At 70.6% G+C, this 12,890-nt stretch carries 13 protein-coding genes; 8 read left to right on the top strand and 5 right to left on the bottom strand.

The features are described from left to right. The first annotated feature begins 122 nt into the window (after positions 1-122). On the top strand, positions 123-1,514 hold the full coding sequence (eccD, locus tag AB0B91_RS06265) for a type VII secretion integral membrane protein EccD (protein ID WP_358316484.1): 1,392 nt from the start codon (positions 123-125) through the stop codon (positions 1,512-1,514). Here the strand turns inward: eccD and AB0B91_RS06260 are convergent. Together AB0B91_RS06260 and AB0B91_RS06255 are read right to left on the bottom strand one after the other, a co-directional pair. Continuing rightward, entirely contained in the window at positions 1,511-2,353 is an 843-nt protein-coding gene (locus AB0B91_RS06260; RefSeq protein ID WP_358316481.1) for a hypothetical protein, read from the bottom strand. The genes eccD and AB0B91_RS06260 overlap by 4 nt on opposite strands. Continuing rightward, positions 2,350-2,664 carry a hypothetical protein gene (locus AB0B91_RS06255; RefSeq protein WP_358316479.1) on the bottom strand — a complete coding sequence of 105 codons (315 nt, stop codon included), beginning with the start codon at positions 2,662-2,664 and terminating at the stop codon, positions 2,350-2,352. The genes AB0B91_RS06260 and AB0B91_RS06255 overlap by 4 nt, the downstream gene beginning before the upstream one ends. Before the next feature lie 184 nt (positions 2,665-2,848). Between AB0B91_RS06255 and eccB the strand changes: the two genes are divergently transcribed. Then, positions 2,849-4,246, top strand: a complete 1,398-nt coding sequence (gene eccB, locus AB0B91_RS06250; protein WP_358316476.1) for a type VII secretion protein EccB — start codon at positions 2,849-2,851, stop codon at positions 4,244-4,246. Here eccB and AB0B91_RS06245 read toward each other — a convergent pair. The 3 genes from AB0B91_RS06245 to AB0B91_RS06235 all read right to left on the bottom strand — a co-directional run bounded on the left by AB0B91_RS06245 (position 4,240) and on the right by AB0B91_RS06235 (position 6,746). Continuing rightward, complete coding sequence (locus tag AB0B91_RS06245) at positions 4,240-5,316, bottom strand: transglycosylase SLT domain-containing protein (RefSeq protein ID WP_358316473.1); 1,077 nt, start codon at positions 5,314-5,316, stop codon at positions 4,240-4,242. The genes eccB and AB0B91_RS06245 overlap by 7 nt on opposite strands. Positions 5,317-5,442: 126 nt before the next feature. Continuing rightward, entirely contained in the window at positions 5,443-5,727 is a 285-nt protein-coding gene (locus AB0B91_RS06240) for a hypothetical protein (RefSeq protein ID WP_358316470.1), read from the bottom strand. A 20-nt stretch (positions 5,728-5,747) separates the two neighbouring features. After that, positions 5,748-6,746, bottom strand: a complete 999-nt coding sequence (locus AB0B91_RS06235; protein ID WP_358316468.1) for a winged helix-turn-helix domain-containing protein — start codon at positions 6,744-6,746, stop codon at positions 5,748-5,750. 371 nt (positions 6,747-7,117) lie between these two features. Between AB0B91_RS06235 and AB0B91_RS06230 the strand changes: the two genes are divergently transcribed. From AB0B91_RS06230 to AB0B91_RS06205, 6 genes are read left to right on the top strand one after another with little or no spacing between them, the layout of a single operon-like run. Further along, complete coding sequence (locus AB0B91_RS06230; RefSeq protein WP_358316465.1) at positions 7,118-8,131, top strand: DUF6772 family protein; 1,014 nt, start codon at positions 7,118-7,120, stop codon at positions 8,129-8,131. Positions 8,132-8,138: 7 nt separating this feature from the next. Next, positions 8,139-8,468 carry a hypothetical protein gene (locus AB0B91_RS06225; RefSeq protein WP_358316463.1) on the top strand — a complete coding sequence of 110 codons (330 nt, stop codon included), beginning with the start codon at positions 8,139-8,141 and terminating at the stop codon, positions 8,466-8,468. A 14-nt stretch (positions 8,469-8,482) separates the two neighbouring features. Next, positions 8,483-10,030, top strand: coding sequence for an ABC transporter substrate-binding protein (locus AB0B91_RS06220; RefSeq protein ID WP_358316461.1), 1,548 nt, complete (start codon positions 8,483-8,485; stop codon positions 10,028-10,030). A 33-nt stretch (positions 10,031-10,063) separates the two neighbouring features. Beyond that, positions 10,064-11,116, top strand: a complete 1,053-nt coding sequence (locus AB0B91_RS06215) for a LacI family DNA-binding transcriptional regulator (RefSeq protein ID WP_358316456.1) — start codon at positions 10,064-10,066, stop codon at positions 11,114-11,116. After that, entirely contained in the window at positions 11,113-12,039 is a 927-nt protein-coding gene (locus AB0B91_RS06210) for an ABC transporter permease (protein ID WP_358316452.1), read from the top strand. The genes AB0B91_RS06215 and AB0B91_RS06210 overlap by 4 nt, the downstream gene beginning before the upstream one ends. Further along, a complete protein-coding gene (locus AB0B91_RS06205; protein WP_358316449.1) occupies positions 12,036-12,890 on the top strand; it encodes an ABC transporter permease in 855 nt (284 codons plus the stop codon). Before AB0B91_RS06210 ends, AB0B91_RS06205 begins: the two co-directional genes overlap by 4 nt.

Raw genomic sequence — 12,890 nt, 5'->3', positions numbered from 1 at the left:
ACCGAACAAGCCACCAAACAACCCTCATAAAAGCCCGTCAGACCCCGTATTCAGCGACATTTCAAATTTTCTCGACATATTTACGGCGGCGCGTCGGGAGCCGAGTCCATAAACTCCTCCAAGTGAGCGCCACCGGAACCGACCTGTGCCGGGTCACGATCGTCACCCCTCGGGGATCCCTCGATCTCGGCCTGCCCTCGGACATGCCGCTGGCGAGCATGCTGCCGACGCTGCTGCGCATCGCGGGCGAGGGCCTCGCGGAAGCCGGTCTGGCCCACGGCGGCTGGGTGCTCCAGCGCGTGGGCGGGCAGCCGTTCGACCTGAACGTCACGCTGTCGGACCTGGCCGTGCACGACGGGGAGCTGCTGCACCTGCGGCCACGGGGGCACGAGCTGCCCGAGACCGTCTTCGACGACGTGGCCGACGCCGTCGCGACCGGCGTGCTCGAACGCACCAGCCGCTGGCAGCCCGCCGTCACCAGGTCCTACGGCCTGCGGACCGCCTCGGTGGCACTGGGCGCGGGCGCCGCCGCCCTGCTGCTGACCGGACCGCCGTGGACGCCCGCCGCCATCGTCGCGGCGGGCATCGCGCTGGTGCTGCTGCTGGCCGCGGTGGCGTTGTCACGGGCCCTGGGCGACGCGGGCGCGGGGGCGGCGGTCGGGTACGCGGCGCTGCCGTACGGATTCGTCGCCGGGCTGCTCGGACCCGATTCGCCGACCGGGCTGGCCGGGCTGGGCGCCCCGCACCTGCTGGCGGCGTTCGGGGTCACGCTGATGCTGGCCACGGCGACCGGGTTCGCGGTCGCCCAGGGGCGGGCGACGTTCCTCGGCGTGGCCTTCGCCGCGTTCTGCGGTCTGATCGGCTCGGTGGCGGTCATGGTCTTCGCCGTGCCGGCGGCCGGTCCGGCCGCGCTGCTGGCGACGCTGGCCGTGGGCATGACGACGGTGGTGCCGTCGGTCTCGTTCCGGCTGGCCGGGATGCCGCTGCCCGCCCTGCCGACGACCGCCGACGAGCTGCGCCGCGAGGGCGGCGACCTGGACGGCCGGATGGTGATCGACCGGACGGTGGTCGCGGACGGCTTCTGCACGGGCCTGCTCGGCGGGGTGTCGCTCATCGCGCTCGGCGCCCAGGTGCTCCTGGCGGTGGAGGGCACCTGGACGGCGATCGCGATGAGCCTGTCGCTCTCGGCCGCGCTGCTGCTGCGCGCCCGCGTCTTCGAAGGCCGCGGCCAGCGCATGTGGCTGCTGACCTCGGCCCTGCTCGGCGCCGGCCTCCTCGCCCTGGCCGTGGGGCTGGGGGCGGCCCGCGAGCTGGTGCTGTTCGGCCTGGTGCCCGCGTTGGTGGTGTTCGCGCTGCTGGCGGCCGGGGTGTCGCTCTGGCTCGCGTCGGCGCGGCCCTCCCCGTTCTGGGGGCGGCTGGCCGACATCCTCGACATCGTGCTGATGATCGCCCTGCTGCCGCTGGCGCTGGCCGTACTGGATGTGTACGAGACGATCCGCGGGCTGGTCGGCTAGGGCGTGAGCCGGTCCTTGGCCACCTCGTCCAGGGTCCGGCCGCCGTCCGGGGTCTTCACCCGCCAGTCGAAGTACTGGGCACCGTCAGGCAGCGGGCTGCCCGCTGGCGGCGGCCGGAACGTGGCGGCCCGAGCAGGATCCGAGGTGTCGATCCCGGCCCGCGCGAAGTCCACCCGCGAGGTGGCGGTCGTCCGCATGAAGCCGAGCTGCCAGATGGCCGGTCCGCCCATCGCGGCGGCGACGCCGCCCACGCCCGCCTTGAGGAAGACCGACAGCCGCTCGGTGGAGCGGGCCAGGGCCGCGCTGGACTGAGCGCCGGCCGCCCGCATCGCGAGGCGGGCCGCCACGGAGGACTGCGGGGCCAGCGCCATGACCTGCAGCGCGGTCAGCCTCAGATAGGTCTCCTGCGCGATCTTCGCCGCGGTGATCCAGTACGCGGCGATGGCGTCGCCGATGCTGTCGACGTGCCCCGCCACCCACTGCACGTTGTAGCGGTAGGTCTCCAGATCGGCCTTGAACCGCTCGGCCGCCGAGACGAACGCCTCCTGGTCCCTGGCGATCCAGTCCTTGCCCGAGTCGGCGATCACCCGGCTGATCGCGCCGCTGGCCGGCTTGTCGAGCTTGCCGCCCGCGCCCGCCTGCAGGTTGGCCGCCGCCTCCCAGATGCCGGGCACGTTCGCGACCGCGGGCAGGGTGGCGAGCAGCCCGATGAGGACGGAGGGTTCCAGCTTCGCGGCCTGCCTGAGGCTCCGTTGCACCGCTGCGGGGTTGGGCGGGATCTTGTACGCCCCGGAGCCCGCCTTGCCCGCGCCCGCGATCTTCCGGATCCCGCCCTTCACGGTTTGACCCGCTGGACCGCGGCGTCCTCGGCGGCGATCCAGTTCCGCTGCGCGTACTTCAGCGCCCCGTCCTCCCAGCCGGTCAGCACGCTCCTGGCCGCGTCGGCGTCCCGCTGGAGCGTGTCGAGCAGCGAGGAGTAGAGCGCGCCGATCGTCCACTCGCCGAGCAGGCCCCAGCCGGGGAAGGCGATGGACTCGTTCTCGTCGAGGATCTGGCGCACCGCGTCGAAGATCGGGATGAGGTCGTCTCTGAGCACCTGCCGGACCTCTCCGATCGCGGCGGGCGTGATGTAACGCGTATCCGGCTTCACGCCGGTAACTATGCGACACCACCCGACTCTCCCGGCGAAACCGGGCACGCATTTAACGATCACGCCATCCGCCGGTAACCGGGGGTTGGCGCCCAGGACCACCATTACAGAACTGTTGAAGTATCACGCTCTGGCGGTTTTTATCTGGATAAATTGGGCCGGGCGAATTCCGGGGAGGTGAGGCGTGCACAGCCAGCGCGACCTCTACCAGGCATACCGGCTCACGGTCCAGCGCATCGGCCTGGCCCTGATGCGCGCCCAGCCGAACCAGCCCGAGTGGCCGCTACGACGGCAGAACATCGGCTTCATGGCCGGCGCGATGGTCGCCGTGCTGCTGGGCGTCGGGTTCGCGGTCCTGGGCCTGATCCGTCCCAGCGGGACGAAAGCGCTGCAGGACCCGGGCACGCTGATCATCGAACGCGAGACCGGCGCCCGCTACGTCTACAGCCAGCCGCAACGCCGGCTGATCCCGGTCGCCAACTACGCCTCGGCCCGGCTCGTCCTCGACTCGCCGCAGATCACCGAGCGGGTGGTCGCCAGGGAGGCGCTGAGCTCGTACGAGCGCGGCACGCCCGTCGGCATCCCGGGGGCGCCCGACTCGCTGCCGTCCGCCCAGCGGCTCGCGGGCGGCCCCTGGTCGGTCTGCGTCCAGGAGCGCGAGAGCGACACGGGGCGGGTGCCGTACGTGACGCTGATCGCCGGGCGGCAGGCAGGCGACCGGCCGCTCGCCGAGGACAGCGCGATGCTCGTGGACGTCGGCGGGCAGACCTGGGCGATCTGGCACGGCGCCCGGATGCGTGTGCCCGCCGGGATCGCGCGCGGCCTGAGCGGCACCGACCCGGCGGCGGTCCCCGTGGCCTGGCTCAACGCGCTGCCGGAAGGGCCGGACCTGGCCGCGCCCGCGATCGAGGGGCGGGGCCGCCCGGTCACCGGGCCCGGTGGCGAGAAGGCCGCCGTGGGCCAGGTCTTCCGGGCCACGGCCGTCGCGGGCGGCGAGCCGCGCTGGTACGTGCAGGCGGCCGACGGCCTGGCCCCCATCACCCGCACGCAGGCGACGCTGCTGCTGAGCGACCCGGCAGCGTACGACAGCGGCACGACCGCCGAGATCAGGATCGACGCGGCGACGGCCAACGCGGCCCCGCGCTCCCGCACCAAGATCCCGGCCGACGGCCTGCCCGCGTCGATGCCCAAGATGATCGCCTACGACCCGGCGAGCCCGCTCTGCGCGGTCTACGCCGACGCGGACAAGGGCTCGGCCCGCGCCCGGCTGATGTCCGGCGGCACACTGCCCGCGCCCCACGGCGACGCCACGGATCTCGTACGGCTGCCGCCGGGCCGGGCGATCGTGGCCGGTGTTCTGCCCGGCGACGGCCAGCTCGACACGGTGCAGTCGTACTACCTGGTGACGGACGAGGGGCGCCGCTACGCCGTGCCGAACGCGGACGTGCTGGGCAAGCTGGGTTACGACGCCAAGCGCGCCACCCCGGTGCCCGCCAACGTGCTGCAGCTCATCCCCGAGGGGCCGGTGCTGGACCCGGCGCGCGCCGCCAAGCCGGTGACCACCGACGCACCGGCTCAGTAGCCCCGGTAGGCTCCGCCGGTCTTCGTGCCGACGACGCCGGGCACGTTGGAGACCGAGCCGTAGCGCTCGATGGCGTAGCGGACCCCGGCGATGATGTTGTCGACGGGGTCGTAAATGTTCCCGTGGCCCGGCAGCTTCCACCGGTCGAACGTGGGGTCGATCGTCTGCATGAGCCCCTTGGACGGCGTGCCCTTGGCAGCGTTGGAGTCCCAGTTGTTGATCGCGTTCGGGTTGCCGCCCGACTCGTGCCGGATGATGGTCCAGATGTCGTTCGCGTTCATCTTCTCGACCGGGTAGCCCTGCGCCTTGAGGACGGTGACGGCCTGCGAGATCCAGTCGGCCACCTGGCCCTGCGGGGCCGGTCCGCCGCCTGCCGGGGGCGGTCCGCTCGGCCCGTACCCCCCGAAACCGGGCAGGCTCTCTCCCTGAGCGAGGGAGGTGCGGTTTTCGGCTTGTTGCCGTGACGGGGTCCAGTCCAGGGACTTCCCGGAGCCGGGGGCGAAGGGTTCCGTGTCCGGCTCCGGCCAGTTCCCGGTGGATCTGCCCAGGCCGCCCAGCAGGCCCTGGATGCCGGCGGCGGCCGTGCCCAGGGCGTTGTTCGCGTTCGTCCGCTGCTCCTCCAGCTGCTTGCGGGCGTCACCGGCCAGCGACCGCACGCCGCTCAGGATCTGGTCCTGTGTGGCCTGCGGGTTTCCGGCCTGGAAGTCGCGTACGGCGGCTGCGTAGTTCTGGCAGATCCCGTTCGCCTGCGACTCGGCCGTCCGCAGCGCCTCGGCGGCGGTGGCGAGATGCGTGGCGCACTGCGACAGCACGCCTTGCAGGGTGTCGCCGATCTGGCCGGCCCGGTCCATGTACGTGACGAACGCGTCCGCGCTCGCCCCCTGCCAGGCGGCGTCCAGGTCGCCGACGGCCGCCCTGACCGCGGCGGTCTGCCCTCGGCTGGTGTCGGCCGCCGTCCGCCACACCTCGGCGACGCGGCCGGCCGCGCCCGGGTCGCCCACCAGCGTCGCGGCCAGCGTGGCCAGCTCGACGCCGCCGGGGACGCCCCGCGCGTCCTCGATGCCGCTCATGGCCGCACCGCGCTCATCGCCGCACCGCGCTCATCCGCACCACGACCTCATCGATGCCGCCCACCGAGGCACCGCAACCCCATCGACGCCCGCTCACCGGCACACCGCGGCCCCGTCGATGCCCACTCACCGGTGCACCGCGGCCCCGTCGGCGCCGGTGAACGTCCGTTCCACGGCATCCAGGGCTCGCTCCACGGCCAGGAGATGGTCGCCGAGCGTTCGCGAGGTGGTCCCGGCGGCGTCCTTGAGCGCGCTCACCGCGGCGGCCAGTGCCCCGGAGTTCGCGAGCCCGCCGAAGGCGGCCTGGTCGATCGCCGCGCCGGAAACCGACCCGGCGACCTCGGCGAAGGCACCGGACGCGTCCTTCGCCGCCGTCCCGCACCCGTCGAGCGCTTCACGGTGATATTTCATGACCACAACAACCCTCCCTCTCAGCGCCGGAACAGCGACAGCAGTTCCTCGGCCCGGTCGGTGCGGGCGATCCAGACCTCGCGGCCACGGCGCTCCCTGCTGATCAGCCGCGCGGCGTGCAGCCGGTCGCAGTGATAGGTGATCCCGCTGGGCGCGATCTTGACGTTGGAGGACAGCATGCTCATCGTCATGGGCTGGTCCAGCTGGCAGAGCAACTCGGCGCGCACCGGGCCGACCAGGGCGGAGAGCTCGTCCACGTCGGGCGCGACCGGGCGGCGCCACAGCGACTCGGCGCCGGGCACGGGGTAGGCGATCCACACCGCGTCGGGGTGATCCAGGCTGACGATCACGGCGTCCTTGCCCGCCAGCATCGGCACCAGGATGATCCGCCGGTTGCCCAGCTCGTACGTGCTGGCTTCGATGTCGGCGATCAGCAGGCCGCGCTCGCCGTACTGGATGCGGTCGTTCAGTGAGCCCAGCAGCAGCTCGGGGCCACCGCGTACGGAGGCGATGCCGACACGCTCGATCTCCCGGTCGAGCAGTGGCCGCGCCCGCTGCCAGAGCGGCTCGGTGGTGTGCCAGACGTCGTTGAGCGCCGTGGCGTACCCGCGCAGCCAGCGGCCGGGCCGTTCGGCGGCGGCCCTCCAGTGCGTCGGCAGCGCGCCGTCGCCGAACGCCTGCTCCAGGTCCTTGATCAATGACTCGGGCGGAATGTCGCTCAGCGCGCTCACCTGGGCCGACACGGACATGTCGTCCATTGGAGTGATCGGCGCGACGCTGTCGGGCACGACGGAGTAGCCGGGCGCGGCGAGCGGAAGTACCGCCTCGCGTCCCAGCGGGCTCACCCTCGCCTGGACCGCGCGCCGCCACAGCTCGGGCAGGCCGCGCCGGCGGCCCGCCAGCGCGTCGGCGATCACGGCGAGAGCGGTCAGGTTCGGAGAGATCGACACGGACAGTTGAGGAGCGGAGGTCACTCGTAGCTCGCTCCACACGTTCGTTCTGGTTACCGGAGCCCCCACGGGTCGTACTGTATGCAGACGTGACATATCTGGATGGATGCTTCAAATAAGCTGGAAAGATCTGTCTACGCAGGTCGTGCTGACGCATGAGGTGGAGACCGGACCTGCGCCTTCCGGCCTCCACCGGCTATGTGGTCACCTCACGCTCAGGTGATACGGACGCTCTTGGTCCTCGGCCGCATGCTGCGCTCCGTTCAGATGTTCGTCTGTGTGCTGCGAATCGAACGTATGCCTCAAGGCTCACATCTGACTTACAAGTCACTTACAACGCAGACAAGGGCACGCCCAGATGTCCGGTTCTGTCGCGAACATCCCTTGACATCCGCTGATGCGACAAGTTAGTTTCCTCGAAACCTAGGATTAACGTTCACGTGAACGTTCATCCTGGCGGCGAAGATCGTCTATGGAAGGGCGTCCTGGACGTGGAGACGATTCATGATCCGGCCGGGGACCTGCGTCGCGCATTGATCGCGGCGGACCCTAAACTTTCGAAGTTCAACCCCCTCCCCCGCATACTCGCCTTCGACGAGTTCAGCACCGGAACGCACGGCTGGTGCGAACTCATCGGCAATCACGACGGCTACGGGAATCTCGACAAGGTCGACGTCCACATGCGCGACTTCCGGCCGCCGCAGCTCAGCTCGTGCGATTTCTTCGACATCGGCACCCACGGCGCGATGAGCGGCAACTACGCGCTGAAGGTGGCGACCAGGCCGGTGGCCGGTCACACCGCCGTCGCGATCCGCCGGCTGACCATGGCCCAGCGCGGAGTCATTCAGTTCGAGACGTACTTCACCTACAAGACGGAGGCGGCGACCGCGGAGTCGTCGCTCGGTGACACCTTCGGCGAGGTGGTCTGGGACGGCAACCTGCACCCGTCGGAGGCTCAGTTCGGCGCGTTCACGGTGGCCACGGACCTGTGCGACGGCGACGGCATCCGCTACCACTGCGTCGCCCGTTACCAGAACACCGACCTGGACAACCGGCTCACCCGGCGCTGGGTCTACCCGGTGGTGCCCGAGCCGACGCCCCGGGACAACCTGCACAACCAGGAGAACCTGTCCCCCACCGAGGACTTCACCGCACCGGACCCCGGCGACTGGCACGCCTTCGACGAGGAGCCGCAGTACCTCTGCTACAACGAGGTCCCGACCAAGGTGAATTGGCATTATCTGCGCTGGCAGTTCGACACGCGCACCCGGACGAATATCGAGCTCCAGGTCAATGACCGGGTCATGGACATGCGCCAGATCCCCGTTCCGCAGTATCCGGACAAATACGAGGGACTGGAGAACCTGCTCAACTTCTATGTGAGCGTGCGCACCCATTCTCCGGTCCGCAATTTTCTCTTCCTCGATTCCGCACTGATTTCCGTGGATTGGTGACGTCGGCATGAAGCATGCTCTTACCGCGGTCCTGGAGCGGAACACCACTTTCACCGCCGGCTTCGCCACCGAACCGTACGAGGCCGGCTGGGCGACGGAGGCACGCTGGTTCGTCCGGACCCTGGCGCTGGAGGGCGAGCTGCGCCTGGTGACCCAGGTCTCCCCCGACGGGCTGCACTGGTGCGACGACGACGAGACCCCCGCGCAGGTGGTCACCGAGGCCGGCCTGGTGAGCTGGCGGGTGCGGGAGTTCGGCCACTGGCTGCGACTGCGGGCCCACCTCGACGGGGGCGATCCCCGAACGAAGATCCTGATCTACCTGGCTCTGAAGAGCTGACGGGAGCAACCGACATGGCAGCAATGGACGGGGTGGACAGGCGCCGGTTCCTGTCCCTCCTCGGAGCCGGGGTCGCCGGCGTCTCCCTTCCCGGGCTGGTCGCGGGCTGTGCTCCCGGCGGCGCCGGAGCCGGATCGGGGTCCGCGAAGGACCGCCCGCTCAGCGCCGCGTTCAACCAGCCGATCAACGACCTGGACCCGCACGGCGCGAGCGCGGTGGACGAGGCGTCACTGCTGGCCAACCGGCAGATCTACGACACCCTCGTCACCCGGACCGGGGATGAGCTGGCCCCGAAGCTGGCCAGGTCGTGGACGCAGCCCGACGACAAGACCTGGGAGTTCGCCCTCCGCGACGACGTCACCTTCCACGACGGCAGCAAGCTGACCTCGGCCGACGTGAAGGCGTCGCTGGAGCGGCTGGCCAAGTCCGACGGCCCGCAGAAGCCGCTGTGGACCGCGATCGACACCGTCGAAGCACCCGACCCGCACACCATCAGGATCACCACCACCGAGCCCCTCGGCACCCTGCCGACGAACCTGACGCTCGCCTTCATCCTGCCCGCCGCCCAGCTCGGCCGGGCCGACTTCTTCCGCAAGCCGATCGGCAGCGGCCCCTTCGCCGTCGAGTCGTTCACCCCGTCCTCCCAGCTCCTGCTCAAGCCGGTCAAGAACTACTGGGGCGGCGCCGCCACACTGCCCGGCCTGCGCCTGCCGTACATCCCGGAGACCTCGACCCGGATGACCTCGCTGCAGAACGGCGAGGTGGACGTCACCTGGATCATCCCGCCGGACGAGCTGAAGCGGCTGGCCGGTGTGGACGGCGTGCGCATCGAGAGCAAGCCGGGCGTGAACTACTTCCTCGCCTGGTTCAACTGCGGCCGCAAGCCGTTCTCGGACGCGCGGGTCCGCCGCGCGCTCTACCACGCGCTCGACATCAAGGGCATTGTGGCGAGCCTGTACGGGGACGCGGCAACGGTCATGGACGCCCCGATCCCGGCCGCGGTCTTCGGCCACGCGAGCCAGCAGCCGTACGCGTACGACCCGGAGCTCGCCAAGCGGGAGCTGGCGGAGGCCGGCTACTCCGGGGGCATCCGCACCTCGATGATGTGGTTCAAGGACACCGGCCCGCTGGCCACCGAGCTGGCGCAGTCGCTCATCTCGGCCTGGGCCAAGGTGGGCGTCATCGTGGAGCAGCAGCAGATCGAGAAGGCGGCCTGGATCAAGCGGCTGACCGCCCTCGACTGGGACATCGAGCTCCAGGTGAACACGGTGACCACCGGCGACGCCGACTACACCCTGGGCCGCCTCTACACCAGCACGGCCAACCGCATGGGTTACGCGAACAAGGAGCTCGACGGCCTCCTCGCCCAGGCCCGCTCGACCGCCGACCAGAAGAAGCGCGAGTCGCTCTACGCCCAGGCGTGCGAGATCATCTGGCGGGACGCGGTCGGCGTCTTCCCGGCGGCACTGTCCAGCACGTACGGACTGCGTTCCACGGTCAAGGGCTTCAGCCCGGCGGCCAACAGCCAGCCCGAGTTCCGCACGGTGTCGACCGCGCAGTGATGCCCGTGCGCCTCCATCGAGTCTGGGGACACCATGCCTGAGGGACACCGGACGACCCTGAAGGACATCGCCGAGAGCCTCGGCGTGTCGGTCAACACCGTCTCGCGCGCGCTCGCCGACAAGGACAGCGTCGGCGTGGAGACCAGGAACCGCGTCAAGGCCGAGGCGGAGCGGCTCGGCTACGTGCCCAACGTCACGGCCCGCTCGCTGGTGCTGGGCTCGGCGAGCACCTTGGGCATGGTGATCACCAATCCGTCCAACCCGTTCTACGCGCAGCTCATCAGCGGCATGGAGCAGCACTGCCGCAAGCACGGCTATTCGCTGCTGCTCATGGCGACGGAGGAGAGCCTGGACAACGAGCGGCGCGCGGCCGAGGAGCTGCTGCGCCGCGGCGTCGACGGGGTGCTCGTGGTGACGGTGCAGGAAGGCGCCGAGCACTGGCGCCGGTTCCGGGCCGCCGGGGTCCCGCTCGTGCTGATCAGCCGGGACGTTCCCGAGCTGAACACCGATCTGGTGGGCGTCGACCACGTCCTGGGCGGCTACCAGGCGGCCAGTCACGCCATCGCGCGGGGCGTCAGGAAGATCTGCTTCCTGGAGGAGGACCTGGGCGTCTCGTCGGTGACCGACCGGGTGGCCGGCTACCGGCGGGCCATGGCCGAGAGCGGGCTGCCCGTGGAGCCGGACACCGTGATCAAGGTGCCGACCAGACGGCTGGAGCAGAGCGCCATGCCGTGGGATCCGGGCGAGGCGTACCGGCTGGCCAAGGACGTGCTCCGCACGGCGCACCGCCCGATGGCCTTCGTGGCGGGCAACGACTATTTCGCGCTCGGCGTCTACCGGGTGGCCGACGAGGCCGGTCTCCGGATTCCGGAGGACGTGCTGGTGGTCGGCTACGGCGGCCATCCGTTCGCGCCGTACGTGATCCCATCCCTCACCACGGTGGAGCTGCCCGCGGCGGAGGTCGCCGTGTCCGCCGTGGACCACATGCTCCGGCGGCTGACGCGGCCGCCGGCGGAGGGGCCACCGGAGAAGATCCTCTTCCCGCCCCGGCTGGTGGAGCGGGCGTCGAGCGGGGGCGGCAGATGACCGGCTTCGTCGGGCGCCGGCTGGCCCAGGCGCTGCTCCAGATCTGGGGCGCCATCACCATCGTCTTCGTCGCTCTCCGGGTGCTGCCCGGCGATCCCGCCGAGCTGATCCTGGGCAGCCAGGCGACGCCGGAGCAGCTCGCCGGGCTCCGTGCCCAGTTAGGGCTCGACGACCCGCTGCCGGTCCAGTACCTGCACCACCTCCAGGGTCTCCTGCGCCTCGACTTCGGCCAATCGTGGCGGCAGGGCATGAGCGCTCTCGACGCCTGCCTGGAACGGCTGGGACCGACCCTGGTCCTGTCCGCCTGGGCCATGGTGTTCACCGTGGTGCTGGGCTTCCTCGCCGGCTCCTACGCGGCCCGGCACGCGAACTCGGCGGCCGACCGCCTGATCTCGGTGTCGTCGCTGGTCGGCCAGGCGCTGCCGCCCTTCTGGATCGGCATCATGCTCTCGCTGATCTTCGCTCGGGGGCTGCAGATCCTGCCCAGCACGGCCGACGGCACGATGGCGAGCCTCCTCCTGCCCGCCTTCACACTCGCGCTCCCGTTCGTCGGCTGGCTGGGCCGCCTGGTGCGGACGGGCGTGCTGGAGGAGATGAACCAGGACTACGTCCGTACAGCCCGCGCCAAGGGAATGAGCGACAGCGTCGTGTTCTACATCCACGTCCTGCGCAACACCCTGGTCCCGGTGGTGACCATGCTGGGCCTGCTCATGGGCAACTTCATCGCCAACGGCGTCATCGTCGAAGTGGTCTTCGCCTGGCCCGGGATCGGCAGGCTGCTCGTGGACTCCATCACCTTCCGCGACTACGCCGTCGTCGAGGCCGTCCTGACCGTGATCACGGTCTGCTACATCACGCTCAACCTGCTGGTCGACGTGCTCTACGGCTACCTCGACCCCAGGATCCAGTTGGAGAACGCATGATGCCGCTGAAGCTCCGGCGGCTGGCCGGACTGCCGCCGCGCGCTCACTTCGCCCTCGGGATGGTGCTGCTGTTCGTGGTGGCGGGAGTGCTGGGGCCGCTGCTGGTGCCCTTCGACGCCGCCACCACCAGCCCGCCCGACCGGCTGCTGCCGCCCGGGACCTGGCTGTCCGACGGCGCCGTCGCCTGGCTCGGCACCAACCAGGTCGGCCAGGACATTCTGGCCGCGGTGCTGGCGGGGATGCGTACCTCGCTGACCGTGGCCCTGGTCACCGTGGTCGTCGCCGGCTCGGTCGGCCTGCTGATGGGGCTGCTGGCGGGCTACTTCGGCGGCTGGGCCGACGGGGTCATCTCCCGGCTCGGCGACATCCAGCTCGCCTTCCCCAGCCTGCTGCTCGCCATCATGCTGGCCGGTGTGCTGGGCCCGAGCATGACGAACGTGATCATCGCCCTCGCGGTGACCCGCTGGGTGATCTTCGCCAGGGTGGTGCGGGGCTCGGCGCTCGCGGTCCGCGACCGGGAGTTCGTGGACTCGGCCCGGGTGATGGGCGCCTCGCACGGGCGGATCCTGATCCACTACATCCTGCCGTCGTGCCTGCCGCCGCTGCTGGTGGCGGCTACCGTGCAGATTGGCCTGACCATGGTCGCCGAGGCCTCACTGAGCTTCCTCGGCCTCGGCGTTCCACCCTCCCAGGCCTCCTGGGGATCGACGATCGCCCAGGGCCGCGACTACCTGGCCTCGGCGTGGTGGATCGCGGCGGCGCCCGGCGCCGCACTGGCGCTGGTGGTGGTCAGCATCGGCATCCTCGGTGACCTGCTCCGCGACGCCTCCGACCCGATGACGGAGCTGTGA

Source organism: Nonomuraea sp. NPDC049141, assembly GCF_040648415.1.
Classification (GTDB): Bacteria; Actinomycetota; Actinomycetes; order Streptosporangiales; family Streptosporangiaceae; genus Nonomuraea.
The sequence above is the reverse complement of the archived record's forward strand: the minus strand, read 5'-3'. Positions and strand labels throughout refer to the sequence as shown.

Coding starts and splice junctions, on each gene's coding strand:
- AB0B91_RS06240 (WP_358316470.1), bottom strand. CDS start 5,727: ATGAAATATCACCGTGAAGCGCTCGACGGGTGCGGGACGGCGGCGAAG.
- AB0B91_RS06220 (WP_358316461.1), top strand. CDS start 8,483: ATGGCAGCAATGGACGGGGTGGACAGGCGCCGGTTCCTGTCCCTCCTC.
- AB0B91_RS06205 (WP_358316449.1), top strand. CDS start 12,036: ATGATGCCGCTGAAGCTCCGGCGGCTGGCCGGACTGCCGCCGCGCGCT.
- AB0B91_RS06225 (WP_358316463.1), top strand. CDS start 8,139: ATGAAGCATGCTCTTACCGCGGTCCTGGAGCGGAACACCACTTTCACC.
- AB0B91_RS06210 (WP_358316452.1), top strand. CDS start 11,113: ATGACCGGCTTCGTCGGGCGCCGGCTGGCCCAGGCGCTGCTCCAGATC.
- AB0B91_RS06215 (WP_358316456.1), top strand. CDS start 10,064: ATGCCTGAGGGACACCGGACGACCCTGAAGGACATCGCCGAGAGCCTC.
- AB0B91_RS06245 (WP_358316473.1), bottom strand. CDS start 5,316: ATGAGCGGCATCGAGGACGCGCGGGGCGTCCCCGGCGGCGTCGAGCTG.